23 protein-coding genes are annotated in these 25799 nt (G+C 71.0%); 10 read left to right on the top strand and 13 right to left on the bottom strand.

Annotated elements, in window-relative coordinates; all coding sequences use genetic code 11:
• Positions 1-3 precede the first annotated feature (3 nt).
• The 3 genes from MZC64_RS30035 to MZC64_RS30025 are packed head-to-tail and all read left to right on the top strand — an operon-like array spanning position 4 to position 1953.
• Positions 4-894 carry a T3SS effector HopA1 family protein gene (locus MZC64_RS30035; RefSeq protein WP_247762619.1) on the top strand — a complete coding sequence of 297 codons (891 nt, stop codon included), beginning with the start codon at positions 4-6 and terminating at the stop codon, positions 892-894.
• Positions 891-1475 (top strand): flavoprotein, encoded by a 585-nt coding sequence (locus tag MZC64_RS30030; protein ID WP_247762618.1) that lies wholly within the window; start codon positions 891-893, stop codon positions 1473-1475. Before MZC64_RS30035 ends, MZC64_RS30030 begins: the two co-directional genes overlap by 4 nt.
• A gap of 31 nt (positions 1476-1506) precedes the next feature.
• Positions 1507-1953: an ester cyclase gene (locus tag MZC64_RS30025; protein WP_247762617.1), complete on the top strand. Its 447-nt coding sequence runs from the start codon at positions 1507-1509 to the stop codon at positions 1951-1953.
• A gap of 420 nt (positions 1954-2373) precedes the next feature.
• Here the strand turns inward: MZC64_RS30025 and MZC64_RS30020 are convergent, their stop codons facing one another.
• Positions 2374-3273 carry an SDR family NAD(P)-dependent oxidoreductase gene (locus tag MZC64_RS30020; protein ID WP_247762616.1) on the bottom strand — a complete coding sequence of 300 codons (900 nt, stop codon included), beginning with the start codon at positions 3271-3273 and terminating at the stop codon, positions 2374-2376.
• An 81-nt stretch (positions 3274-3354) separates the two neighbouring features.
• Between MZC64_RS30020 and MZC64_RS30015 the strand changes: the two genes are divergently transcribed.
• Positions 3355-3939, top strand: coding sequence for a TetR/AcrR family transcriptional regulator (locus MZC64_RS30015; RefSeq protein ID WP_247762615.1), 585 nt, complete (start codon positions 3355-3357; stop codon positions 3937-3939).
• 9 nt (positions 3940-3948) lie between these two features.
• Here the strand turns inward: MZC64_RS30015 and MZC64_RS30010 are convergent, their stop codons facing one another.
• Entirely contained in the window at positions 3949-5088 is a 1140-nt protein-coding gene (locus tag MZC64_RS30010) for a serine hydrolase (protein WP_247762614.1), read from the bottom strand.
• 95 nt (positions 5089-5183) lie between these two features.
• Between MZC64_RS30010 and MZC64_RS30005 the strand changes: the two genes are divergently transcribed.
• A complete protein-coding gene (locus MZC64_RS30005; protein WP_247762613.1) occupies positions 5184-5558 on the top strand; it encodes a MerR family transcriptional regulator in 375 nt (124 codons plus the stop codon).
• Positions 5558-6532 carry a phosphotransferase gene (locus MZC64_RS30000; protein ID WP_247762611.1) on the top strand — a complete coding sequence of 325 codons (975 nt, stop codon included), beginning with the start codon at positions 5558-5560 and terminating at the stop codon, positions 6530-6532. The genes MZC64_RS30005 and MZC64_RS30000 overlap by 1 nt, the downstream gene beginning before the upstream one ends.
• On the opposite strand, the gene MZC64_RS29995 is transcribed toward MZC64_RS30000, so the two are convergent.
• Entirely contained in the window at positions 6477-8072 is a 1596-nt protein-coding gene (locus tag MZC64_RS29995; protein WP_247762609.1) for an FAD-dependent monooxygenase, read from the bottom strand. The two genes, MZC64_RS30000 and MZC64_RS29995, sit on opposite strands and share 56 nt — an antisense overlap.
• Positions 8073-8126: 54 nt before the next feature.
• Between MZC64_RS29995 and MZC64_RS29990 the strand changes: the two genes are divergently transcribed.
• Complete coding sequence (locus tag MZC64_RS29990; RefSeq protein WP_247762607.1) at positions 8127-8831, top strand: TetR/AcrR family transcriptional regulator C-terminal domain-containing protein; 705 nt, start codon at positions 8127-8129, stop codon at positions 8829-8831.
• A gap of 4 nt (positions 8832-8835) precedes the next feature.
• Here MZC64_RS29990 and MZC64_RS29985 read toward each other — a convergent pair whose 3' ends face one another.
• From MZC64_RS29985 to MZC64_RS29965, 5 genes are all read right to left on the bottom strand, one after another.
• Entirely contained in the window at positions 8836-10194 is a 1359-nt protein-coding gene (locus MZC64_RS29985) for an NlpC/P60 family protein (protein WP_247762605.1), read from the bottom strand.
• A gap of 288 nt (positions 10195-10482) precedes the next feature.
• The gene (locus tag MZC64_RS29980) at positions 10483-12021 is read right to left on the bottom strand and encodes an AMP-binding protein (protein ID WP_247762603.1); all 1539 of its coding nucleotides are present in this window, start codon (positions 12019-12021) and stop codon (positions 10483-10485) included.
• Positions 12022-12379: 358 nt separating this feature from the next.
• A complete protein-coding gene (locus MZC64_RS29975; protein ID WP_247762602.1) occupies positions 12380-12733 on the bottom strand; it encodes a glyoxalase in 354 nt (117 codons plus the stop codon).
• A 16-nt stretch (positions 12734-12749) separates the two neighbouring features.
• The gene (locus MZC64_RS29970; protein WP_247762601.1) at positions 12750-13421 is read right to left on the bottom strand and encodes a hypothetical protein; all 672 of its coding nucleotides are present in this window, start codon (positions 13419-13421) and stop codon (positions 12750-12752) included.
• Complete coding sequence (locus MZC64_RS29965; RefSeq protein WP_247762599.1) at positions 13418-14137, bottom strand: ATP-binding cassette domain-containing protein; 720 nt, start codon at positions 14135-14137, stop codon at positions 13418-13420. The genes MZC64_RS29970 and MZC64_RS29965 overlap by 4 nt, the downstream gene beginning before the upstream one ends.
• Positions 14138-14334: 197 nt before the next feature.
• Here MZC64_RS29965 and acnA point away from each other — a divergent pair, with 197 nt between their 5' ends.
• Positions 14335-17091 carry an aconitate hydratase AcnA gene (gene acnA / locus MZC64_RS29960; RefSeq protein ID WP_247762597.1) on the top strand — a complete coding sequence of 919 codons (2757 nt, stop codon included), beginning with the start codon at positions 14335-14337 and terminating at the stop codon, positions 17089-17091.
• 70 nt (positions 17092-17161) lie between these two features.
• On the opposite strand, the gene MZC64_RS29955 is transcribed toward acnA, so the two are convergent.
• The 4 genes from MZC64_RS29955 to MZC64_RS29940 form a co-directional block, all read right to left on the bottom strand.
• On the bottom strand, positions 17162-18046 hold the full coding sequence (locus MZC64_RS29955; RefSeq protein ID WP_374205802.1) for a glutamate ABC transporter substrate-binding protein: 885 nt from the start codon (positions 18044-18046) through the stop codon (positions 17162-17164).
• A gap of 244 nt (positions 18047-18290) precedes the next feature.
• Positions 18291-19907, bottom strand: coding sequence for an alpha/beta hydrolase (locus MZC64_RS29950; RefSeq protein WP_247762589.1), 1617 nt, complete (start codon positions 19905-19907; stop codon positions 18291-18293).
• A 107-nt stretch (positions 19908-20014) separates the two neighbouring features.
• On the bottom strand, positions 20015-21826 hold the full coding sequence (locus tag MZC64_RS29945; RefSeq protein WP_247762587.1) for a LamG-like jellyroll fold domain-containing protein: 1812 nt from the start codon (positions 21824-21826) through the stop codon (positions 20015-20017).
• Between the two features lie 82 nt (positions 21827-21908).
• The gene (locus tag MZC64_RS29940; protein ID WP_247762585.1) at positions 21909-23360 is read right to left on the bottom strand and encodes a PLP-dependent aminotransferase family protein; all 1452 of its coding nucleotides are present in this window, start codon (positions 23358-23360) and stop codon (positions 21909-21911) included.
• An 85-nt stretch (positions 23361-23445) separates the two neighbouring features.
• On the opposite strand from MZC64_RS29940, the gene MZC64_RS29935 reads away from it, so the two are divergent.
• A complete protein-coding gene (locus tag MZC64_RS29935) occupies positions 23446-24621 on the top strand; it encodes a PLP-dependent aspartate aminotransferase family protein (protein ID WP_247762583.1) in 1176 nt (391 codons plus the stop codon).
• A gap of 189 nt (positions 24622-24810) precedes the next feature.
• Positions 24811-25266, top strand: coding sequence for an SRPBCC family protein (locus MZC64_RS29930; protein WP_247762582.1), 456 nt, complete (start codon positions 24811-24813; stop codon positions 25264-25266).
• A gap of 52 nt (positions 25267-25318) precedes the next feature.
• Here MZC64_RS29930 and MZC64_RS29925 read toward each other — a convergent pair whose 3' ends face one another.
• Complete coding sequence (locus tag MZC64_RS29925) at positions 25319-25789, bottom strand: nitroreductase family deazaflavin-dependent oxidoreductase (RefSeq protein ID WP_247762581.1); 471 nt, start codon at positions 25787-25789, stop codon at positions 25319-25321.
• Positions 25790-25799 lie beyond the last annotated feature (10 nt).

Raw genomic sequence — 25799 nt, 5'->3', positions numbered from 1 at the left:
AGAATGGCCCGACTGCTCGCCGATCAGCGGTTTCTCGACGAATTGTGGTCGTTGTACCGCGCGCAGGGCGACTCCAGCCCGGCGTCGGGAAAACGCCGCGCCACCCGACTGCTGTACGCCCGACTGCATCTGGGTTTGTCGGATGAATCCGGGCTGGACGGCGCCACCGCGGAGGACATCACCGCCGAGTTCGCCGCTGCCCTCCGCGAACGCCTCGGAGCGCGGCGGCGCGGGCAGACAGGCTGGCGACTGGTCGAGCCAGACTCCGACGGTGCAGCCCTGCTGCGACGGCAGGACGGTCTGCTCGCGACCGCCGAGTCGGGGGAGTACACCTGCGATGCAGCGGGCGCGGCGACCGTGCGGTGGCCGAGTCTGGAGACCGGCACGATGCCGGGCTGGGTGTGGTTCAGTGGCAGGCGTTTCGAGGAGATCAAGACCGGGACACCGTTGCTGCGCTTCTATCTGGGCCTGCGCGGCGAGCAGCGCGCCGCCGTCTGGGGCGACCTGGTCACCGCCTTGGACGAGACTGAGGCGCCGTTCGCGTCCAAAATTCTCCTCAAGGACAGCGAGCGTCCGGACAGCGTCGTCGTGTACTGCCACGGCGGCGCCGCCGTAGCCGTGCGCACGGTGATCGACGAAGCGGCGCCGGCCCAGGTCCGGACGGCGCGGCCGGCGGGTTTCGCCGTCCCTGCCGGGCACGGTCTGGCCGTCGCTCATCCCGAGGTCGGCGAGGAATTCCAGGGCAGTCTGGGCATGCAGCGCAGCGAACTGGTCTGGCAGGCCATTGAGAGCCGAGGCCGGAGCTTCACCGCTGCGGCTGACCTGCGTCGACTGTGGCGGATCCTGGACTCTCAGGAGTCCCGTGTCGGCAGGCTTCTCCGGGGCAGCGGATGACTGAGCAGGAGCCGGTCCGGCCTCGGCGGGTGCTGGTGGTCATCACCGGCAGCATCATGGCCGCCTTCATGCCGACCTGGATCTCGCTGATCCGCGCTGAGCTGCGCTGTGTGGTGCAAGTGCTGCTGACCGAGTCAGCGGCCGAACTGGTTTCCGCGCAAGCGCTTTCGGCGCTGACTGGACGCCCCATCGCCGGGCCGGCCTGGCGCGCGGACCAGAGCGGGGGTGCCGAGCACGTGGTGCTGGCGCAGTGGGCGGAGATCGTAGTGGTGGTGCCGGCGACGATGAACTTCTGCGCGAAACTCACCGTCGGGCTGTGTGACGACCTCGCCTCGACGACAGTCCATTCGGCGACGGCGCCGACGGTGCTCGTGCCGTCGCTGCCGACGGGCTGCCTCGCCAAACCCGCCACCCGCCGGGTCTTGGGAACGCTGTCAGAAGACGGCCACTTGCTGGTGCGGGGAACCGCCACGAGCGTGACGACCGGTGAGCAGGAGAGCGGCGGACCGGGCACCATCGACGATCTCATCGGCGCCCTGATCACGCTCGGGGTTGCCCCAGTCTCCGCCCTTGCCACCTGAATCCCCATCATGAGAGGAAAGGACGACGAGCATGTCAAACGCGGATGTGGTGCACAGCTTCGCGGACGCCATCTGGAACAAGCAGCAGTTGCACCGGTTTCCCGAGTTCATGTGGGAGGACGTGCGACTGTGCGGGCTGGGCGATGAGGCACCGATCGTGGGCATCGACCAACTCGTCACGGAAACCGCCCGATGGCTGGGGCTATACAGCGCCGTGCAGATGAAGGTGATCAGGACGGTCGCCGAAGAGGACCGGATCGCGTGGCAATGGCAGCTCACCGGCACGGTGGTGGAGCCCCGTCTGGCCTCGCCGCGGGCGCCCAAGCCCGAGGACAACGGCCCATGGGGCCAGGAGGTCGTCGTCAATGGAATCAGCATCAGCACGTTCCGGGACGGGCGCATCGCCGAGGAGGTGACCCAGAGCGGCGTCGCGGAGTTCCTCGGTCAGCTCGGTTATCCGCCGAAGGCCGCAGGGTAGCCACACCGGATGCGCCTGGCCGCGACGATGCCGGCGCAGCGCGCTTGACCAGGATTGCCAAGTTCCGCCGGATCACCGGCATCATGATCGGGAAGCGGGAGGTTCACTGGCCCGAGGGGCCTGGTTGACGGGCTGTGCACGGCCCTGACGGCGGGTAAGCCCGGTAGGCGGCACGACACCTACCCGTTCGAGTCCGGCACCGGCAGCGCATAGATCCAGGAGTAGATCGCCTCGTGTCACACCCGACCTGCCTGCTCGCCCGGGTGCCGCAGCCGCAACCTGCCCGCCACCTACTCCGGGGAAACTCTTACCCAGCAACGACACCACCGACTGTGTCGTCACTTGGACGACCGACATCGCCGCCAGTCGACGAACACGCTGAACGGGTGCGCCGCCCAGGCCGCCTACACCCGTCGCGGCTCAGCCCAGCTCCGGTTCGATCCCGGTCAGCTCGGCGCTGACCTGCCACAGCCGGGCCGCAGCCGCGCGGTCCGCGAACACCCCGCGCACCGCCGCCTCCCTCGGCGCACCTCGCAGGCCGAACACCCGCGGTAGCCACAACTGGCCAGGGCGCACCGCCGGGTCCAGCACCGCGTGCACCGCGATCCGGGCGGCCTTGTCCTTGCCCTGCAACAACATCCCGGCCGGCAGCGCGCCCAGGCGCTGACCGGTGGTGCGCACGTGCACCGGCGGCCGGGACGGGGTGAGCGAATCCAGGGCGCCGCCGGGATGGGTGATGACGCTCAGCGTCGTGCTGCTCCGGCGGGCGAACTCGAACCCGAACAGCATCTGGGCCAGCTTGGACCGGGCGTAGCTGCGGGCAGGCTGGTAGTCCCGGGTGCTGTGCAGGTCGTCGAAGTCCAGGGCGACCGATTTCGCGGTGAGGCTGCCGGTGGTCACCACCCGGCTGCCCGCGGTGGCGGCCAGCAGCGGGGCCAGGTGCGCGATCAGCGCGAAGTGGCCGAGGTGGTTGGTGGCGAACATCAACTCGTGGCCCTCGGCGCTCAGCCGGCGGTCCGGCTCGTCCAGGTACACGCCCGCGTTGAGCACCACCGCATCGAGGCGGTCCACCGCCAGATCGTCCACAGTGGACTTGAGCGAGGACAGGTCGGCCAGGTCCATGGCCAGGTGGCGGACCCGCGCGCCGGGCACCCTGGTGCGGATCGAGGTCAGCGCGGCCTCGGCCCTGGCCGGGTTCCGGCTGCCGAGCAGCACCGTGGCGCCGGTGGCCGCGAGCTGTTCGGCGACGAAGTACCCGATGCCCGCGTTGCCTCCGGTGACCAGGAAGTTCCGACCCTCGGCCCGCTGGTTGAACGACATGGACGCAAGATAGCCGGAATTGCTACAAAGTCGCAATGACTCCGACTTTGTAGTCACTAGCCGTTCAGGTACGGTCCGGGCATGGCGCGGACTCCCACAACCGGGCGGCGGGAACGCAAGAAGGCCGCCACCCGCCAGGCGCTGGCCGACGCGGCGCTGCGACTGTTCCTGGAGCGGGGCTTCGACCAGGTCACCGTGGCCCAGATCGCCGAGGCCGCGGACACCGCGGTGTCCACCCTGTTCGCGCATTTCCCCGGCGGCAAGGAGGCGCTGATCCTGGGCGACGGCGCCGAACGGGCGGCCGCGCTGACCGCCGCGGTCCGCGAGCGCCCGGTGGCCAGCTCGATCCTGGTGGCGCTCAAGGAGTTCCTGGCCACCCGCGGTCCGTTCCACCCGGATCCTGGCCCGGACTACCGCCGCCGCACCGACCTGGTGGTGGCCACCCCCGCGCTGCGCGCGCACGCCCGCACCCTGTGGACCGGCGCCGAGGCCGCGCTGACCAGGGTGCTCGCCGCGGAGACCGGCCGGGCCGAGGACGATCTGTCGCTGCGACTGCTGGCTCGCTACGTGCTGGAGATCCCCGACCTGGCCGCGCGGGCCGACGACCCGAGGGCCGCCCTGGACACCGCCTTCGCCCACCTGGAACGCGGCTGGCCGGGGATCTGAGCCCACGGCTCAGCGCAGCGCGTCGTAGATCGCCTTGACGTAGGTCCCGCTGCGGTCGGAGCCGATGATGCCGGGCGCCATCCGGTTCATCACGTAGGAGATCGTCATCCGCCGCTCCAGATCCATGATGATCATCGAGCCGCCCCAGCCGCCCCAGAAGCAGATCTTGCCCTCGGGGATCCAGGGCAGCAGGTCCTGACGGGGCAGGGCGTAGCCGATCCCCCAGCGCAGCGGGATGCCCAGGGAGAGGTCGATGCCGTTGGCCTGCTCGGTGAAGATGGCCTCGATGGTGTCCTGGCCCAGCAGCCGGACGCCGTCGACCGTGCCGCCGAGGGCGAGCGCGGAGAGCATCCTGGCCACTGATCGGGCGTTGCCGTGCCCGTTCGCCCCGCCGATGTCCGCGCCGCGCCAGGCCGCGGTCTTGGCCACCTCCGCGGTCATCACCGGTCCGGTCAGGCCCCGGACGATCAGGCTGTCCGGACCCAGCGCTTCCAGGTCGAAGTCCAGGGGCGGCGGCGGTACCAGGTCCGCGATCCGGCCCCAGTCCTGCTCGGCCGCGCCGATCTGGAAGTCCGCGCCCAGTGGGCCGGCGATCTCCTCGGCGACGAACCGCTTCAGCGGCTTGCCGCTCACCCGGCGGACGACCTCGCCGACCAGGTGGCCGAAGTTGAGCAGGTGGTAGCCGGAGGCGGTGCCCGGTTCCCACCACGGGGCCTGCGCGGCCAGCATCGCGGTGGAGCGCTCCCAGTCGAAGACGTCCTCGGCCACGACGGGCTGGTCCCAGGCCGAGACGCCGGAGGTGTGCGAGAGCAGGTGGCGGACCTCGATCTCGGCCTTGCCGTTGGCGGCGAACTCGGGCCAGTACTTCGCCACCGGCGCGTACAGGTCGAGGTCGCCGCGGTCCACCAGCATCAGCGCCGCCAGGCTGGTGACGGTCTTGGTGGTGGACCAGACGTTGGTGATGGTGTGCTCGTCCCACACCGTGCCGCGGGCCTGGTCGCGGTAGCCGCCCCAGAGGTCGAGCACGGTCTCGCCGTCGATGTCGAGCACCAGGGACGCGCCCAGTTCCTCGCCGGTGGCCACGTTCTCCGCGAACGCGGCGCGGACGGTCTCGAATCGGGCATCGTGTTTGCCCCGGATCTCGGTCATGCCGTTAAGCTAAAACCTGACGTTGACGTCAGAGGCAAGGGTTGAGTGCGAACAGGCAACAGGTGGGTCCGAACAGGCAAGGAATGGGTCTGGGCATGCGCATCGGCGAGCTGGCGGCCAGGACGGGCGTGAGTGTCCGGGCGCTGCGGTACTACGAGGAACAGCAACTGCTGGTGTCGGAGCGCAGCGCGAGCGGGCAGCGGCACTATCCCGACGGCGCGGTCGGCCGGGTCCAGCTGATCCAGCAGCTCTACGCGGCCGGCCTGTCCAGCCGGACCATCCTGGGCATCCTGCCGTGTGTGCTGACCGGCGAGGTGACCCCGGAGCTGCTCGACCGGCTGACCACCGAGCGGGACCGGATCAACGGCCAGATCGCCGGGCTGACCTCGACCAGGGACCGGCTCAACGCCATCATCACCACCTCCGCCTCCTCGATGGCCGCGGGAAAGCCGTGCGCGGCGCAGCCCTGATGACACCGGAGGAGCTGCCGGAGTGGTTGCCGGGCTGGTGTGTGGACGTGCTGGGGGCCGAGCCGGTCGGCGTGCGGTTCGCGCTGCGGTCGATCTCGGCGGTGTACGGGCTGCGGCTGGCCGGCGGGCGGGACGTAGTGGTGAAGGCACGGACGGACGACGGCCGGGCCGCGTCCTGTGTGGCCGCGCAGAAACTGTTGGCGGAGCGGGGATTCCCGTGTCCCCGGCCGGTCACGCCGGTGGTCGGGGTCGGCGCGCTGGCCGTGCACGCCGAGCAGTCCCGGCCCGGCGGTGACCTGCTGCGCGGTGATTCGCCGGCGGTCGCGGTGCGCTACGCGGCGGTGTTCGCCCGGCTGATGGCCGCACTGACCGAGGTGACCGTGCCGCCGCCGCTGCCGAATCCGCGCTGGGCGCGGTGGGATCACCGGGATTCCGGGCTGTGGCCCGCGATCGGCTTCCTCGACGAACGGGACCAGCGTGCCGTGCCCGGTTACGTCGTCGACACGGCCGAGCGGGCCCGCGCGCGGTTGCTGGCCGCCGACCTGCCGTGTGTGCTGGGCCACGCCGACTTCGAGGCGCAGAACCTGCGCTGGCGCAACGGAAACGTGTGGGCCGTGCACGACTGGGACAGCCTGGCCTGGCAGCCCGAGGCGGCCCTGGTGGGCGCGGCATCCGGGACCTTCGCCAGCGCCTCGCCGCCGACCCTGGCCCCGATCGAGAGTTCCGCCGCGTTCCTGGCCGCGTATCAGGAGATCCGGCGACGCCGGTTCACCAAGGCGGAGCAGGAGATCGCGTGGGCGGCCAGCCTGTGGCCGGCCGTGCACAACGCCCGCTGGGAGGCACTGCACGGCGACAAACCGGTGTGCGGCAACGCCGTCCGGGTGCAGGCGGCCGAGCGCCTGCGCCGAGGCGCCCCGGTCAGGCGCACGGGGCCGGGACCGGCCGGGCCAGCACCTGGTCCAGGACTTCGGTAAGGAACCGCGCCGGGTCCGGGACCGGCGTCGTGACCCGCATCGCGACGATCGCGTCCGGTCGCACGAGCAGGGCCCCGTCCTCGGACAGCCACGGTGCGCGAACCCGGTGCGCCGGCAGTCCGGCCGCCGCCGCGGCATCAAGCCACCGGTCCCCCGCGGCGCCTGCCAGCAGGGTCCACCGGGACGCGACCAGGTCGAGCGTGGAGACCCCGTCGACCCACGCGTGCGGCACCCGGGACCCCGGCGACCCGTCCAGCGCCACCGCCAGGTCCACTGTGGACGGAAGTTCCGGCCGAGCATCGACGACGGCGGCCGAGTCGTACCGCTGGCCCAGGTGCACGACCGGCGCCGCCCACACCCCCGCGGCCGCCCTGGCGGCGTCGGCCTCCGGTCCAAGCCCCCAGTGCAGCGCCGGGTCGGCGAGCCTGCGCGTGGCCTGGTCCATCGTCGCCGCGGCGACCGGCTCGCGCTCCTGCCGGTAGGTGTCGAGCAGCCCGGCGCCCGCCGCGCCGTGGTGCACGGCAGCCAGCTTCCACGCCAGGTTGTGCGCGTCCGCGACCCCGGTGTTGAGGCCGAACGCGCCCAGCGGTGACACGGTGTGCGCGGCGTCGCCGGCGAGGAACACCCGGCCGAGCGCGAAGCGGTCGGCCAGGACACTGCAGGGCCGCCACGGGAGCACGCTGCGCACCTCCACGGCGAGGCCCGGATCGCCGACCGCCGCCCGGACGACCGCGACACAGCGCTCGGGCGTGAAGTCCTCGGGGCGCTCGCCCCCGTCGACGTCGCAGGCGATGTGGAAGACCCAGTTCGTCTCGCCGTCCACGGTCGCCAGCAGCCCGGGCGCCGCCGGTGTGGTGATCGTGCAGGTGCCGAAGGACATTCCCCGCAGGTGGGGCCGGAGGTCGGCGTGGAACAGGATGTTGATCATCGACTTGCCCAGGTCGCCCGCCCCGGAGGTGCGCACGCCCAGCGCAGTCCGCACGGCGCTGTGCGTGCCGTCGGCGGCCACCACGTACGCGCAGCGCACCGAGTAGCGGCCGTCGGGCCCGTCCAGTTCGACCTCGACCCCGCCGGCGTCCTGGGTGATCCCGACCAGGCGGGTCGACCAGCGCAGCTCCGCGCCGCGGCGCGCCAGGTCGGCCGCCACCACGGCGTCGAGGCGGTCCTGCGCGCAGACCCCGCGCAGCCGGAACGGCGTTGTGTCCAGTTCGGCGGCGGGCGGGGCGGGCGGGGCGGGCATGGGCACGGTCACCACGTCGCCCGCGCCCATCTCGGCCACGGTCCGGGCCACCGCCTTGGCCGTGGCGCCGCGGAGGTCGACCGCGACGGCGTCGACGGCGGCGTCCAGGCCGAGTTCGCGGAGGATCTCGACGGTGCGCGGCCCGATGCCGGTGGCGCGCGGGTGGGCCGAGGGCCCGGACCGGCGTTCGACGAGCATCGTGGGGACGCCGTGGTGGGTGAGCAGTGCCGCGGCGAGCAGCCCGACGCTGCCACCGCCGACCACCAGCACCGGCACTTCTGGATACGTTGTATCTGTCATGGCTACACCGTAGCCAGAAGGTAGGATGCCGGTCAACGGAGAAAGGAACCACCCGTGACCGAACCCGCTCCTTGGTCGGTGTGGACCAGGCCCCGCCCCGAACCGCGCCGACGTGCGCCGGGGGTGGACCAGTACGTGGCCGCGGCGCTGGCCGTGGCCGACGCGGAGGGCCTGGCCGCGGTGTCGATGCGCCGGGTCGCGGGCGACCTCGGTTCCGGGACGGCCACCCTCTACCGCTACATCACCAACCGCGACGAACTGGTGGACCTGATGGTCGACGCGGCACAGGGCGAGGACTCGCTCCCCGAGCCCGCGCGGGACTGGCGCGCCGACCTGGCCGCGGTCGCGCACTCGCTGCGCGCGACCCTGCTGCGGCACCCGTGGCTGGCGGGCGAACTGGCCGGCAGGCCCTCGCTCGGCCCCAACTCGTTGCGGCGGTCGGAATCCGCGCTGCGCGCCGCCGTCGCGCTCACCCCCGACATCACCCTGGCCGCCCAGGCGCTCGGCGCCGTGCACGCCTACGTGCTGGGCTCGGTGGCCAACCAGCAGGCTGCCCGGCGCGCCGAGCAGCGCACCGGCCTGACCGAGGAGCAGTGGCAGCGCAGCGTGGGCCCCTACATCAGCGAGGTGCTCGCGGCGGGCGAGCACCCGATGCTCGCCCGCCGCGTGCACGAAGCCGAGGAACTCGGCCCCGACACCGAGTTCGCGTTCGGCCTGGACTGCGTGCTCGACGGTCTCGCGGCCCGGTTGGGTCGCTGACCGGTCAGACCAGGCGCACCGCGTAGGGCATCAGCCCGCCGTAGCGCACCGGTGAGATCCGTACCCGGGAGCCGGAGTGTGGGGCCTCGACCATCCGGCCGCCGCCCAGGTACATCGCCACGTGGTGGATGCGCCCGCCGGTGGCCCAGAACAGCATGTCGCCCGCTGCCATCTGGGACAGCGGCACCCGGCGGCCGTAGTTGTACTGGTAGCCGCTGTAGTGCGGCAGGTTGATGCCGATCCCGGCGTAGGCGTAGATCATCAGGCCGGAGCAGTCGAAGCCGACCTTGCGGTAGTCGCCGTAGGAGTCGGCCACGCCACCGTCCCGGATGCCGCGGGTGGGGCCGGAGCCGTTGCCGCCGCCCCAGGCGTAGACCACGCCGAGCTGGGCGAGCGCGCGGTTGATCGCGATCTGCACGCCGCGGCCGGGGGCCGGGGCGACGGTGGGCCTGGCCGCGGTCTGCGGGCGGGAGGCCGGGCGGCCCTGCGCGGCGGCGGCCGCGGCGGCCCGGCGGGCTTCCTCGGCCTCGCGGCGCTGCCGTTCCTCTTCCTCGCGCCGCTTGGCGGCCAGCCAGTCCTCGTAGCGCTGCCGCTGGCCCTGCAGGCCGCTGACGTGGTTGCGCGCCTCGAAGAGCTGCTTCTCCACCGAGGTCCTGGTGGCCTCGATCTCGTTGGCCCGCGCTTCCTGGGTGCTGCCCGCCTGCACGGCCACGGCCTGGGCCTTGTCCGCGACCCGCTTGGCCGCCTCGGCCTCGTTCTGCTTGGCCTCGGCCAGTTCCAGGGCCTTGCGGGCCAGCGAGTCCTTGTTGGCCTTGTCCGTGCGCGCCCGGCGCATGACTTCCAGGACGTTGGCCTGGGAGCCGCTGATCAGCTCCAGCATCTCGGTGCGGTCCAGGATCTCCTGGGGGTTCTTGGCGGTGAACAGCGCGCCGGTGGTGTCGAGCAGGTTGCCGTTCTGGTAGGTCGCGGCGACGAAGACGTCGGCCTTGGCGCGCAGGTCGTCGATGGCCTTGGCGGCGGCGTCGGCCTCGGCGCGGGCGCCGCGGGCCTCGGCCTTGGCCCGGTCCGCGACCTCCTGGGCGGCTTCCAGGTCGACCAGGGCCTTCATCGCCTCCTCGCGGCGGAGTTCGACGTCGGCCATCAGCTCGTCCAGGCGGGCCTCGGCCCGGCTGAGTTCGTTGGCCAGCCTGCCGACCTCGCCCGCCTTGGAGTCGACCTGGGCGCGCCCGTCGCGGATGTCGGCGTCGCTGGGGTTGGGCGGTGGCGGCGGCACGGCGACCGCCACGCCGGGCGTGCCCGCCAGTAGCGCGGCCGCCAGCGCGGTCATCGCCAAGCCCAAGACGAGGTTCCGTCGTGTCGGCATGTCGCCCACCTCCGAACCTTCCCTCCGCCGGTCGCGCCCAGCCGCCAACCCCCGCTCGGCCTACACGCCGGGTACCGAACGGCTGCGGTCGGACACGCTGAGCAACTGTGACATTCAGCCCCACCAGTCGCCAGTGATCTCAACATGAACACGCGCCTCATCCCTCACACGTGTCACATTTACTGGGGACAATGTCGCCCGATTGAGGCATTCAGCACACACGCTGTGCACAAAAAAGCTCGGGGCACACGAGGTGCCCCGAGCTGCGGAAACGATCCGGTAAAGGGTCTAGTTCACCTTGCGGTCCAAACCGGCCCAGTAGGGCTCGCGAAGCTTGAACTTCTGGATTTTCCCGGTGGCCGTGCGCGGAATGGACTCGCGGAACTCGACTGTCGTCGGCGCCTTGTAGCCGGCCAGCTTTTGCTTGCAGTGCGCGATGATGTCGGCCTCGCTGACCTGCGCGCCCTCGCTCACCACGACCAGCGCCTTGATCGTTTCACCCCATTTGTCATCCGGTACTCCGATGACGGCTACTTCAGCCACGGACGGGTGACTGAACACGCAGTCCTCGACCTCGATGGAGGAGACGTTCTCCCCGCCGGTGATGATCACGTCCTTCTTGCGGTCGGAGATCGTCAGGTGGCCCTCCTCGTCCAGGGTGCCGCCGTCGCCGGTGTGGAACCAGCCGCCTTCCAGGGCCGCCTCGGTGGCCGCCGGGTTCTCCCAGTAGCCGCCGAGCACGGTGTTGGCGCGGGCCAGCACCTCGCCGGTGCCGGAGATCTTGAGCCGCACGCCGATGCCGGGCGCGCCCGCGCGGGAGAGCTTGCGGGCCCGCTCGTCGGTGGAGAGATCGGTGTCGGCGGGGCGGGTGCGGTTGAAGGTGAGGAAGGGCGAGGTCTCGGTGAGGCCGTAGAGCTGCTGGAACTGCCAGCCGAGTTCCTCCTCGATGCGGGCGATGGTGCGGGTGGGCGGCGGCGCGCCCGCGCACACGATGCGCACCTTGTCCCGGCCGGGGATCTCGCCGTCCCAGTCCTGCGCGGCGTCCAGCACCAGGTTCCACACCGCGGGCGCGCCACAGGCCAGCGTGACGCCGTGCTGCTGCACCCGGCGCAGGATCTCGGCGCCGTCGACCTTGCGCAGCACCACCTGCGGCACGCCCAGCCCGGTGGCGGCGAAGGGCATGCCCCAGCCGTTGCAGTGGAACATCGGCAGCGTGTGCAGGTAGACATCGCGTTCCCAGACCCTGGCGTGCAGGCCGAAGGTCATCGCGTTGATCCAGATGTTGCGATGGGTCATCTGCACGCCCTTGGGGCGGGCGGTGGTGCCGGAGGTGTAGTTGATGGTGGCGGTCGCGTCCTCATCGGGCGCGGCCCAGGCCCTCGGCTCGGTGTCGAAGCGCATCACCTCGGCCTCGGTCTGCTCGCCGAGGACGAACTTGTGCCGGGCGGTGGTCCCGGTCAGCGCGGGCGCGAGTTCGGGATCGACCAGCAGCACCGAGGCGCCACTGTGGCCGATGATGTAGTCGATCTCCTCCGGCCGCAGCCGGAAGTTCACCGGCACGCAGATCCGCCCGCTGGCCGGGACCGCGTGCAACAGTTCGAGCAGCCGGGCCGAGTTGTGGCTGACCACGGCGACCCGCTCGCCCTCGCCCACCCCGAGCCGGTCCAGCCCGGCCTGCCAGGCCCGCGCCCGCCGGGCCATCTCGCCATAGGTCGTGGCCGGCACCACCGCGGCCGGCTGGCTGGGTTCGTCGATCACCGCGGTGCTGCTGGGAAAGACGGTCTCCGCCCGGTCAAGGAAGTCGGCGACGGTCAACGGTACCCGCATCGTTCAGGCTCCTCCGGTTCGTCCGAATGGCCACCGACGGTAGTGAGCCCAGGTTCCCGCTGTCAGCTCACCCCTTCCCCCCGCCGGGTGACCCAGCGGCAGACGAGCCCCACCAGTCGCCAAACGGTCCCCCAAGAACCAACACACCGCGTGTTGGCCGTTCTGGTACACCACGTTGGCCGTTGTCGTACGCCACGTTGGCCGTTGTGCGACGCGGTTGTGCCCACTTCGGACCGAGGGCCCGCCGCCCGCCGCCCAGTTGGACCAACTCGGCGTACCAGTTGGGCCAAACCGGCGTACCAGTTGGGCCAACTCGGCGTACGAGAACGGCCAACACTCCGCGTGGGGGGTCCTGGGGTCAGGTGGCGAGGAATTCGAGGCGGTTGCCGACTGGGTCGGTGGTGTGGAAGCGGTCTCGGCCGGGGATCTCGGCTGGGTCCGCCCAGTTCACCTGGTGGCCTGCGGCGGTGAGGACGCCGGCCAGGGTGTGCACGTCGGTGATGAAGGCGGGGTGGGCCTTGGCCGAGGGCCGGAAGCCGTCCTCGGCGCCGATGTGCAGCTCGCCGCCGCCGGGCACGGCGAACCAGCAGCCGCCGCGGGCGGCCAGCAGCGGGGGTTTGGGGATCTCGGTCCAGCCGAGCACGCCGGTGTAGTAGGCGCGCATGGTGTCCTCGCAGCCGGGTGGGCCTGCCAGTTGGACGTGGTGGATCATGGTGGTTCTCCTTGTCTCACAGTCGTTTTCGGCCGAGTGCGTGCACCAGGGCGACCGTGGCGGCGAGCAACCCCGCGGACAGGGTGACGTTGAGGGCAAGCTGGCCGAGGGCGTGCGTGCCGTCGGCGCCTTCGAGGAGGGTCATCAGGTTGCCGATGGGTGGGATCCGGCCGAGGAAGATGACCAGGACCACGCCGAGCAGGATGGTGCTGACCGCGTGCACCGGGCGGTGCAGCAGCGGGCGGGCGCAGAGCAGTCCGAGGGCCACGCCGAGCAGCCCGCTGCCCAGGTGGGCGAGGGCGCCGGCGAGCAGCAGGCTGGGTGGCTGCGGACGCGGGTTGACGACCAGGGGCACGAGCAGCGCAATGGCGATGAGGGTCAGCAGGGCCAGTACCGCCAGGGTGACCAGCGCGGCGAGCACCCGGCCCCAGCCGCGTGCGGTGACCAGGGTGACCTGCCGCTGGACCGGGTCCTCGGCGTTGCAGATGACCATGGTCAGCGCGGCCGCCACCGGGTAGAGGACCAGCGCGGTGCCCTGGTAGGCCGACAGCGGCGGACCGGGGTCGCCGCTGTTGAGCATGCCCAGCACGGCCAGGAACACCAGCGCGGGCAGGAAGAAGACCTGGGCGCGCAGCAGGTCGGCGGCCAGGTAGCGGAGCAGGGCCAGGTGGCGGGTCAGCACGGTCACCGGGTCACCTCGCCGCCGCCGAGTTCGCGGGCGGTGGCGCGCAGCGCGTCGGCCCGGTGCGCGGGCACCCGCAGGGTCAGTTCGACCAGGTCGTCGTGGCTGGTCTCGTGCACCCGGATCCGGCCGTCGGCGATCTCCACCAGGCGGTCCCGGCGGATCAGCTCGTGATGCTCCTCGTGGTCGATGAGCAGCACGTTCGTCCCCGCCGCCGCGGCCTCGGCGAGCAGTTCGCCCAGCACCCCGGCGGCGGTGGTGTCCAGGCCGGCCCACGGCTCGTCCAGCACCAGCAGCCCAGTTGGCGCGAGCAGGGCCTGGGTCACCGCGATCTTCTGCGTGTTGCCCTTGGAGAGCCGGTTCATCGGCTCGTCCGGCTCCCCGGCGAAGGCCAGCCGGGTGAGCAGTTCCTCGATCCGGGACTCGGTGACCGCGCGGGCCTGACCGCGGAGGGCGCCCAGGTGTCGGAGGTAGTCCCGCGGGGAAAGCCGCAGGTGTGCCGGGAACCGTTCGGGCACGTAGCCCACCTGCGCCGGCCTGCCGCGCACCCGCCCCAGGCTCGGCTGGCACACACCCGCGACCACCCGGAGCAGGGTGGACTTGCCCGACCCGTTGCGGCCACGCACCACTGTGGTCTGCCCGCCGGGCAAGGTCAGCTCGACCTCGCTCAGCACCAGCCGGCCACGCCCGTAGCGCTTGCCGACCCCCTCCAGCCGCAGCATCCCCAGTCCTCTCGCTCCCCCGGTGTGTCCGGTGCCACGTCCCATCCAACCCGACACGCGTCACCCCCGGTTGAACCTGAATATAGGACAAGCGTACTGTTAGAGCCAGGAGGGCACGGCGGCGCACTCGGCCCGGGTGCGCAAGACTCGCCCTCGTTCCCCGAACTTGCACGCACCGCCGCGAGATGGAGTTGCACGTGACCGCACCCGTGAGCAAAGACAGCTTCGGCGCACGCGGCACGCTGACCGTCGGCGACGCCTCCTATGAGGTGTTCCGACTCAGCGCCGTGGAGGGCGCCCAGCGCCTGCCGTACAGCCTGAAGATCCTGCTGGAAAACCTGCTGCGCACCGAGGACGGCGCGAACATCACCGCCGACCACGTCCGCGCCCTGGGCAGCTGGGACCCGAAGGCCGATCCCGCCACCGAAATCCAGTTCACCCCGGCCCGGGTGATCATGCAGGACTTCACCGGCGTGCCCTGTGTCGTTGACCTGGCCACCATGCGCGAGGCCGTCACCCAGCTCGGTGGCGACCCCTCGAAGGTCAACCCCCTGGCACCCGCCGAACTGGTGATCGACCACTCGGTGATCGCCGACATCTTCGGCCGCCCGGACGCCTTCGAGCGCAACGTGGACCTGGAGTACGAGCGCAACCGCGAGCGCTACCAGTTCCTGCGCTGGGGCCAGACCGCCTTCGACGAGTTCAAGGTCGTCCCGCCGGGCACCGGCATCGTGCACCAGGTCAACATCGAACACCTGGCGCGCGTGGTGATGATCCGCAACGGCCAGGCCTACCCGGACACCGTGGTCGGCACCGACAGCCACACCACCATGGTCAACGGCATCGGCGTGCTCGGCTGGGGCGTGGGCGGCATCGAGGCCGAGGCCGCGATGCTCGGCCAGCCGGTGTCCATGCTGATCCCGCGCGTGGTCGGCTTCAAGCTGCACGGCGAGCTGCCCCCCGGCGCCACCGCCACCGACCTGGTGCTGACCATCACCGAGATGCTGCGCAAGCACGGCGTGGTCGGCAAGTTCGTCGAGTTCTACGGCTCGGGCGTGACCGCGGTGCCGCTGGCCAACCGCGCCACCATCGGCAACATGAGCCCCGAGTTCGGCTCCACCGCCGCGATCTTCCCGATCGACCAGGAGACCGTGGACTACCTGCGCCTGACCGGCCGCAGCGCCGAGCAGCTCGCGCTGGTCGAGGCCTACGCCAAGGAGCAGGGCCTCTGGCACGACCCGGCCGCCGAGCCGGACTTCTCCGAGCACCTGGAACTGGACCTGTCCACGGTGGTCCCCTCCATCGCAGGCCCGAAGCGGCCGCAGGACCGGATCTCGCTGTCCGGGGCCAAGGAGCAGTTCCACACCGACATCCGCAACTACGTCGCGGACGAGGACGGCGTGGACGAGGCCAGCGAGGAGTCCTTCCCGGCCTCCGACGCCCCGGCGAGCAACTCGCGCGCCAACGGCGCCCGCCCGCACCGTACCGTCCCGGTGACCCTGGCCGACGGCACCGAGACCACCCTGGACCACGGGCACGTGGCGATCGCCTCGATCACCTCCTGCACCAACACCTCCAACCCCTCGGTGATGCTGGGCGCGGCCCTGCTGGCCAAGAACGCGGTGGAGCGCGGCCTGACCCGCAAGCCGTGGGTGAAGACCTCCCTGGCGCCGGGCTCCAAGGTCGTCATGGACTACTACGAGAAGGCCGAACTGCTGCCGTACCTGGAGAAGCTCGGCTTCCACCTGGTCGGTTACGGCTGCGTCACCTGCATCGGCAACTCCGGCCCGCTGCCGGAGGAGATCTCCAAGGCCATCAACGACAACGACCTGTCGGTGGTCTCGGTGCTCTCCGGCAACCGGAACTTCGAGGGCCGGATCAGCCCCGACATCAAGATGAACTACCTGGCCTCCCCGCCCCTGGTGGTGGCCTACGCCCTCGCGGGCACCATGGACCTGGACCTCAACACCGAACCGCTGGGCACCGACCCGGACGGCAAGCCGGTGTTCCTGGCCGACATCTGGCCCACCCCGCAGGAGATCCAGGACGTCATCGCGACCTCGATCAACTCGGAGATGTTCGTCAAGGACTACGCCGACGTCTTCGCCGGTGACGAGCGCTGGAAGTCTCTGCCCACCCCCACGGGCAAGACCTTCGAGTGGGCCGATGACTCCACCTACGTGCGCAAGCCCCCGTACTTCGAGGGCATGGAGATGGCCACCAAGCCGGTCACCGACGTCAGCGGCGCCCGGGTGCTGGCCCTGCTGGGCGACTCGGTCACCACCGACCACATCAGCCCGGCCGGTTCGATCAAGCCGGACTCGCCCGCGGGCAAGTACCTCAGCGAGCACGGCGTGGCCCGCAAGGACTTCAACAGCTACGGCTCCCGCCGCGGCAACCACGAGGTCATGATCCGCGGCACCTTCGCCAACATCCGGCTGCGCAACCTGCTCCTGGACGACGTCCAAGGCGGCTTCACCCGCAACTTCCTGGCCGACGGCGAACAGACCACCATCTACGAGGCCAGCGCGGCCTACGCCGAGGCGGGCATCCCGCTGGTGGTCCTGGCCGGCAAGGAATACGGCTCCGGTTCCTCCCGGGACTGGGCGGCCAAGGGCACCAGCCTGCTGGGCGTCCGGGTGGTCATCGCCGAGTCCTTCGAGCGCATCCACCGCTCGAACCTGATCGGCATGGGCGTGCTGCCGCTGCAGTTCCCGGCAGGCCAGACCGCGGCCACCCTGGGGCTCAACGGCACCGAGACCTACGACTTCGCCGGCGTGACCGAACTGAACAACGGCACCACCCCGCGCACGGTCCAGGTCACCGCGACCAAGACCGATGGCGAGAAGGTCGAGTTCGACGCGGTCGTGCGCATCGACACCCCCGGCGAGGCGGACTACTACCGCAACGGCGGCATCATGCAGTACGTGCTGCGCAAGATGGTCCGCAGCTGACCACCTGAGCAGAACTGAGGCGGGGCGGGAAGGCCGATGGTCTTCCCGCCCCGTCCTGTGTGGACAGACCTCAGCGCTCGGTCACCGCGGGCGGCACCGGAACCGGATAGCCGGACGGGCCGATGTTCTTGTCCAGGGACTTCTTCCACTCCCCGCTGCTGATCATCTTCTCGATCGCGGAGTTCACCTTGCCCTTGCCGGGCAGGTCCTCGATGGCGATGCCGATCCCGTACCGCTCCGGGTTGAACGGCTTGCCCACCACCTTGAGCAGCTCCGGGTTCTGCGCGGCGTACCCGGCCAGGATCACGTCGTCGGTGGTCACCGCGTCCACGTTGCCCAGCAGCAGGGCGCTGATGCACTCGGAGTACCGGAAGTACTCCACCAGCTGCGTGGTCTTGGCGAAGCGGTCCTTGATGGTCTGCGCGGAGGTGGTGTTCGGCACCGTGCACAGCTTCTTGCCGTTCAACGACTCCGGACCGGTGATGTCGTTGGTGTTCAACCGGACCAGCAGGCCCTGCCCGGCGATGAAGTACGGCCCGGCGAAGGCGATCCGGGTCTTGCGGTCCTCGGTGATGGAGAACGAGGTCACCACCAGGTCCACCGAGCCGTCCCGCAGCGACTTCTCCCGGTCCCCCGCCCTGGTCTCCCGCCAGGTGATGCTGCCCGCGTCCACGCCGAGTTCCCTGGCCACATACTCGGCCACGTCCACGTCGAAGCCTTCGAACTTGCCTTCCGCCACCCGTTCGGACAGGCCAGGCTGGTCATAGGCGATGCCGATGGTGAGCTTCTTGGTCTTGGCGGCCCGGTTGACCACCGAAACGTCCCTGGCCTCCTCCTCCGGCGCGGTGCCGCAGCCGGCGATGAGGACCATCGCCACCAGCACGGCCGCCGCAGCACGGAAGCCGAGCGTGCCTGACTTGCGCATCTCCTTGTGCCCTCCCGCCCATTCACTCAAGGCGTGCAGTCTGGTCATGCGCGGGCAAAGGATTTCACCCCTCGTGACCGTTCCGATGCGGGCACGTTGTGCTGCCTCCACTCGACTGTCCGTTCTCCGAGAACGGCCGAAAGTCGCTGGCAGACCGAGCGCTCTTGTTGGTTAATCGATAACACAGATCGACAGCGGCTCCGGCACGCGCGCGACCCCGCCCCGGAGGCCGGGACGGGGTCGTGCGGACGTGCGGCAGGCCGGGTTCAGCGGCTCACGCGAAGGGCTGGGCGTTGGGCTGGCAGACGATCCCGTCGGCCGGGGCCTTCAGCTCGGACAGGTAGGCGGTGGTGATGTCGTCGGCGCACTTGGAGCGGCCCAGGATGGCGTGGCCGAAGGAGTCCACGCTGACCAGGCGGGCCGAGCCGAGCTGCTTGGCCATCCGCTGCGAGAACGCGTACGGGGTGGCCGGGTCGTAATAGTTCCCGATCACCACGATCGGGTTCGCCGTCTTCTTGTGCCAGGGTCCGGCGTACCGGTCCGAGCCGCCGGGCCAGCTGGCGCAGGGCACCGCGTCGAAGGCCTGGAAGCGGCCGAAGGTGGGGAACTGCTTCTCCCAGATCTTGGCGATCACCGGGTAGGCCGCGGACAGCCGCAGGTAGGGCTTGTCGATGCAGTTGACGCCGTAGAAGGAGTCGTCGGCGGTGTAGGGCGTGTCGGCCAGGGCGTCCCGCTTGGCCTGCGGGTTGTTCCTGGTCAGGAAGTCCGAGGGGCCCGCGGGGGCCGATTCGATCATGATGCCCGCGTCGGCCGGGGTCATCGCGGTGTATGCCTGCTGCAGGGCCACGGCCAGCGGCGCGAAGTTGGCCGCGCCGTACATGGCGCTGCTGACGTTGCTGGTGAAGGCGCTCAGCGTCAGCTTGGCCCCGGTGGGCAGGGTGATCGGCTCCTGCTGCAGCCGGGTGCGCAGCGCGTCGAACTTCTTCCGGGTGTCGCCCTCGCTGAAGGCGCACTTCGGACCGGCCGCCGTGCACCGCTTGAGGAAGCCGTCCAGGGCCAGCTCGAAGCCCTCGGCGCGCTGCCGGTCGGACTCCAGGCCGTCGCCGGTGCGCAGTTCGGGGTCGACGTTGCCGTCGATGACGATCGCCCGGGTCCGCTTGGGGAACATGTTGGCGTAGGTCGACCCGATCAGGGTGCCGTAGGAGAAGCCGACGAAGGTCAGCTTCTCATCGCCCACGGCCTGCCGGAGCACGTCCAGGTCCCGGACCACGTCCTTGGTGGACATGTGCCGGAGCAGCGGTCCGGCGTTCTTCGCGCAGGCCGCGCTGTAGTCCTTGCCGGCCTGGACGGCGTCCCGGACCTCCTGCGCGGTGAACGGCACTGAGGGCTGCCGGGAGAACACCTTCTCCGCGTCCTCGGCGGTGGTGAAGCAGCGCAGCGGGCTGCTGCGGGCCACCCCGCGCGGGTCGAAGCCGACGATGTCGAACCGCTTGAGCACCTCGGCGCCGTAGCGCCGGTCGGCCCGGATCGGGCCGAGGTAGCCGGAGCCGCCGGGCCCGCCGGGGTTGATGAACATCGAGCCGATCCGGCGGGCCGGATCGTCGGCCAGCCGCCGGAGCAGCGCGATCTCCACCGAGCCGGTGCTGGGCTTGCGGTAGTCGATCGGCACCTTGTAGGTGGCGCAGCCGAACCGGGTGCGGTCAGCTTGGGGGTCGTTGACGAACACCGCGTCGGGGCACGGCGCCCACTGCACCGACTCCAGGCCGAACTGCTGGAGGTTCTCCTCATCGGACGCCGCCGCGCCGGTGCCGGCCAGCGCGGTGGCCGCGACCACCGCCACCGCGGTCACCGCCCCTGTTCTGCGCAGCCACCTGAAACCCTGTCGGGCCACCGCTGTCTCCTTAGCTGGGTCGAACACAAGTCTGGGTGGAACCCTCACAGCCCGCGGCGGCCCGGACAAGCACCGGTCATTCACTGAATGCGCTGAACCCGCGCTGGTCAGCGCCCGATCAGGAACTCCCCCGGCTGAAGCGCGCGGTCCACGATCCGCAAATCGCCGAGCCAGCCGTAGTAGCTCTTCTCCACCTTCCGCCCATAGGCGTAGGCCCCGATCACCCAGCCGCCGGCCGCGGCCGGGATGCCGATCGCCGGGGTGTCGGGGTTGCGCAGCAGTGGCGCGCCGTCCACGTGCAGCACGCTGCGGCGGCCGTCGTTGACCACGGCCACGTGCCACCAGTGCTCGCGCGGCAGTTCGTGGCCCCAGTTGGTGGACAGGCCCTCCTGGTTGCGCGGGAACACCGCCCACTGGAACGCGGCCCCGTCGGAGAGGTTCAGCGTGGCCAGGGGCTCGTGCGGGTCGTCGCCGGTCTTGCCGGCGTCCGCGCCGGTGGCGACCGTGGTGAACAGCCCGCACCAGGCGTGGCGGCCGTCGAAGTCCTTGGGCAGCTTGACGAACGCCTCGATGGTGTAGCCGCGGGAGAAGGTCAGCCGGGTCAGCGGCGCGTCGGCCGCGGTGCGCAGGTAGCCGCCGCCGCGCAGGCGCAGGCTGCCGTGGCCGGGCTGGTCCGGGTGGTGTTCGGCGGTGTGGGTGAGCGTGTCGGCCGGCGCGCCGGGCAGCGCGTCCCTGGTGAGGTGGTTGCCGTGGCCGGACAGGTCGGCGTATTTCCCGGCCTGGTCGAAGCGCCAGTAGGCCACCGTGCCGGGGATCAGCAGCTCGCGCGCGGGCCGGGCCGGGCGGACCGGCGGCGGCGCGAACCGGCGGAACCGCTCGGTGAAGTCGATCTCCACGGTGAACCGGTCGGCGGGCCCGGTGCGCTGGATCTCCTGCCGCTCCAGCACGTTCAGCCGTTCCGGCTTGCGCCCGAGCAGCCACGGCGAGACGGTTTCCACGTCGATCACGTTGCGCGCCAGGTCGAAGTGGTAGAGCCGGAGCATGGCGCTGCCGCCGTAGTAGCGGTCCTGGTAGTTGGCGATGTGCAGGTGCGTCTCGGTGCCCGCCTTGTTGCGCAACGTGGTGCGGCCGGGCGGCCAGAAGTGCCCGTTGAGGGTCAGGAAGATCCGGTCTTCCTCGGCGATGAGCTGGTCCCACATCTGTTGTCCCGCCACGGAAAGCTCGGCCACGCCGGTGCCGCCGTCGGCGTGCACGAGTTCGTGCGTGGTGAGGATGACCGGCAGCTTCGGGTGTTTGGCCAGTACCTGCCGCACCCAGGCGTAGCCGCCGGCCGAGACCCGCCAATCCAGGGCCAGCAGCAGCCAGTCCCGGCCGGCGGCGCGGAAGACGTGGTAGCTGTTGTAGCCGCCCGGCGCGGCGCCCCGGAAGGTCGGCGAGTGCCGGAACCGGTGCGGCCCAAAGGCATCCAGGTAGGGGCTGCGGCCGCGCTGGTCGTCGGTGCGCGAGTTGATGTCGTGGTTGCCTGCCAGCACGCTGTAGGGGAAACGTCGCCGGTCGAGCACCCGGAAGGCGCGGTCGGCCTCGGCGATCTCCTCGGGCCGGCCGTTCTCGGTGACATCGCCGAGGTGGGCCAGGAACACGATGTTCTGTTCCCTGGCCTGGTCGAGCACGTACTCGAAGGTGGCTTCCAGGGGTTCCCGGTCGCCGCGGTCGAGGTCGAAGAGGTACTGGGTGTCCGGCACCACGGCGAGGGTGAAACGCGGGTTGTCGGTGTCCGCGCCCCGGTGGCTCGCCGCCCCGGCCTCCTCGGGCGCGGCGTGCGCGGGCAGGGCCACGCCGCCCAGCATGGTCGCGCTCACACCGAGCAGGCCGCTGGTGCGCAGGAAGGCGCGCCGGTTCGCCGAGGGTCCGTCACTCATGGCCGGATGTTAGGAACACCAACCTCAACGGCGGCAACCCGAAGTCCGAACACGGCCGGAACGGCGGGTGAACAGGGGCAGATCACACCACCATGGCGTGCACCGCGGCCGGGGCGTGCCCGGTGCGCCGGTAGGCCCGCCAGGCGGCGGCGAGCCGGACCACGCTCTCGGTGAGGTCCTCGGGCGGGGCGGTGAACGGGATGCGCAGGTGGTCGGCGCCGCTGCCGTCCATGGACAGCGAGTCCCCCGGCAGCACCGCCACGCCGTGCCGCAGCGCGACCTGGGCGTAGGCGGAGGCGTCCCCACTGGGCAGCCGCACCCACAGGCACTGCCCGCCGCCCGCCTGCCGGAACCGCCAGCCCGGCAGTCGTTCGGCGAGTTGCCCGCACAGGTGGTCGTGCCGCTCCCGCAGCTGGTCACCGCGGCGGCGGGCGATCTCCGGCAGCGCGGGCAGCAGTTCGGCCGCGGCGAGCTGTTCGAGCACCGCGCTGCCCAGGTCGTGGATGGACTTGATCCGCGCGAGCTGCGCGATCTGGCCGGCCGAGGCCCGGATCCAGCCCAGCCGCATGCCGCCCCACACCACCTTGCTCAGCGAGCCGACGGTGATCACCACCCCGGGCGGGGCGAACGCGGCCAGGTTCGGCGGATCCTCGCTGCCGTCCAGGGAAAGCCCGGCCAGGACGTCGTCCTCGATCACCGGCACCGCGTGCTCGGCGGCGACCTCGGCGATGCGCCGACGGGCCAGGGCGGGCACGGTGCTGCCGGTCGGATTGTGGTGGGTGAGGTTGAGGTAGGCCAGATCGGGCCGGTCCGCGGCGACCGCGCGACTCCAGGCCGCCACATCCAGGCCGTCCGGCCCGGTCGGCGCGGTCCGCACCAGCGCGGCGGCCTCCCGGAACAACTCCAGGGCGCCCGGGTAGGTCGGCGCCTGCACCAGCACCTGGTCGCCGGGTTCGAGGAAGAGCCGGGCCAGTAGCGCGAGGGCCTGCTGTCCGCCGGTGGTGACCAGGATCTGCCCCGGTTCGGTGGGCAGCCCGCGGCCGGTGTGCCGTTCGGCGAGCGCGGCCCGTAACTCGGGATGGCCCATCGGGTGGTAGCCGATGTCGCCGCTGTCCAGCTCCGGCAGCCGAGGCAGGGCCCGCTGGTAGGCGGCGGCGAGTTCCGGCGGCGGCCCGTACGGCGCCGCACAGGCCAGCGGCAGGATGTCGTCGAGGGGTTCCAGGTAATTCAGGAACAACGGATTGGCCGGCGCGACCTGAGCGCCCCGCCACCCGGTGAGCACCGCCGGCGCCACCCAGGTCCCCCGCCCCTGGTGCCGCTCCAGCTTCCGCTCCTGCCGAAGCCGGTCATAGGCGGCGACCACGGTCGTCCGCCCCACCGCCAGCCGCTCGGCCAGGGTCCGGTCCGGCGGCAGCGCGGCCCGCGGCGGCAGCTGTCCCGAGTCGATGAGCAGCCGCAACCGCTCGGCCAGCAACAGGTACAACGGCCCCCGCCCAGCCGACCACCGGCCGAGCTGCGCGACGAGTCGGTCCACCGCCCACGGTATTGGCTCCATTGCCAAACCAATCTACCCGAGATTGGCGCTGTCCCACCCCCACGGCCCGCACCAGGCTGAACCCATGACCTCCACCCGCCCGGAAACCCGCGCCGTGCACATCACCGCCCCCGCCCTGCCCAACTCCCGCCCCATCAGCGTCCCGCTCTACCAGGCATCCAATTTCGCCTTCGACGACCCGGATGCCCTGGCCGCCGCCCTGAACTCCCCGGACAGCGGCTTCGTCTACAGCCGCTACGCCAACCCCACCACCCGGGCCCTGGAAGACACCCTCGCGGCGCTGGAGAACGGAGTGGGCGCGGTCGCCACCGCCTCCGGCATGGGCGCGATCAACTCGGCCCTGCTCGCCCTGCTCAGCTCCGGCGACCACGTGATCGCCCAGCGATGTATTTACGGCGGCGCCTTCGCCAGCCTCAACGACCTGGCCGCCCGATTCGGCGTCGAGGTCACCTACATCCCCGGCGAAGACCCCGCTGAGGTCGAGAAAGCCCTACGCCCCAACACCCGTCTGCTCTACCTGGAAACCATCGCCAACCCGGTGACCCGGGTAATCAACCTCCCCACCTTCCTGGCCGCTGGCAAAGCCGCCAACCTGACCACCCTGGTCGACAACACCTTCGCCACGCCCCTGCTGTGCCAGCCCCTCACCCACGGCGCCGACATCGTCCTGCACTCCGCCACCAAATATCTGGGCGGCCACAGCGACATCACCGGCGGCATCCTGGCCTTCGCCACCGAGGAACTGCACCACAAGGTCTGGCACTACTCGATGGAACTGGGCGCCATGCCGGATCCCTTCGCCGCCTGGCTGACCATCCGCGGCATCCAGACCCTCCCCGTACGCATGCGCCAGCACTGCGCGAACGCCGCCCTGCTCGCGCACCGCCTGACCGAACACCCGGCGGTGACCGCGGTGCACTGGCCCGGATTGGCCTCCCACCCAGACCACCAGATCGCCAAGGAGTTGCTCGCGGACTTCGGCGGCATGATCGCCTTCGAGCTGGCAGGCGGCCGGGCGGCCGGGCACGCGTTCAGCAAGGGGGTGCGGGTGGTGCAGCTGGCCGCGTCGCTGGGCGGGGTGGAGTCGACTGTGCTGCATCCGGCGAGCACTTCGCACCGGCAGTTGAACGAGCAGGAGCTGGCCGCGGCCGGGATCGGCGCGGGGATGGTGCGGTTGTCGGTGGGGATCGAACACGCGGAAGACCTGTGGGCGGACATCGACCAGGCTCTGCCGGCCTGACCTCGCGGGTGCCCGCGGCGATGACTGGGTGTCCGGTGTGGCGAACTCCTCCGGGAGTCACCGGACGCCCTGTGTGACGTTCCCGTGGCGGTGTCCCCGCCCGTGGCATCCGCCCGGGAGCGTCACACCCATCCCGGAATCCGGTCTGTTCGGCGGACTTCGGGGCGCGACCCTGGTTAGCGTGGCGGCATGCTCACGATCGAGGTCACCGAGACGATCGGCTGCACGCCCGCGGAGCTGCTGGAGTTCGTGCTGGACGCGCGGCGGTACGCCCAGGTCGACCGCAAGATCCACCCTGTGTTGTGGATGCGGCGGGAGGGGGAGGTGACCGAGTTCGCGTTCCGGGCCAGGATCGCGGGGTTGCCGGGGCCGGTGACGGTGTCGCGGATGCGGTTGACGCCTGGGCTGCGGGTTGATGTCGCGCTGGCGCCGTCGCCCGCCAATCGGCGGGGGCGGCTGTTCTCCGAGTTCGACGCCAGCTTTGTGTGCACGCCGGTCGCGGGTGGGACCCGGTTGGTGCGGACGCTCAACTTCCGGTTCCGGGCCTGGTTGCGCTGGGTGGAGCCGTTGCTGCGACGCCAGGTGCTGGCAGAGGTCGAGGAGGAAGTTCGGCTGGCCAAGCGGTATCTGGAGGGGGCGGAGTAGGACATGGGCAGGGGCCGCCCCCACGACGGTTGGGCGGAGGCGGCCCCTGGGGTCAGTTCTTGGTGAGTAGGAAGACTCGGATCTCGCGATTTCCCGCTCGTTCGGCGTAGGTGTTGTAGGCGGGCCAGACCTTGACGATCTCGGACCAGACCTTGGCTCGTTCCTCGCCGGTGACCAGACGGCCGGTCACCGGGAAGTTCTTGGCGCGCAAGGTGACCTGGGCCTCGGGGGTCGCCAGGAGGTTCACCGACCAGGCCGGGTGGTGCTGCTGGCCCCAGTTCGAGCCGGTGACGATGAACTGCTCGCCATAGGGCACGAACAACAGCGGCACCGACCTGGGTTGACCGCTTTTGCGGCCCGTGGTGGTCAGCAGCAGGGCGGGCAGGCCCAGCAGCTCGGACACGCTGATCTTGCCCTTGGTGCGCTGCTGGATCTTGACGTCCAGCGGGACGAGCTTGCGGCCGAGTTTGGCGAACCACTCCTGGCGGCCGAACTTGACCGCCAGGTTGCGAACAAGATTCATGTTTAGACCT

Origin of the sequence: Crossiella sp. S99.2 (assembly GCF_023094165.1) — a bacterium.
In the GTDB taxonomy this organism is placed as follows: domain Bacteria; phylum Actinomycetota; class Actinomycetes; order Mycobacteriales; family Pseudonocardiaceae; genus Crossiella.
The sequence above is the reverse complement of the archived record's forward strand: the minus strand, read 5'-3'. Positions and strand labels throughout refer to the sequence as shown.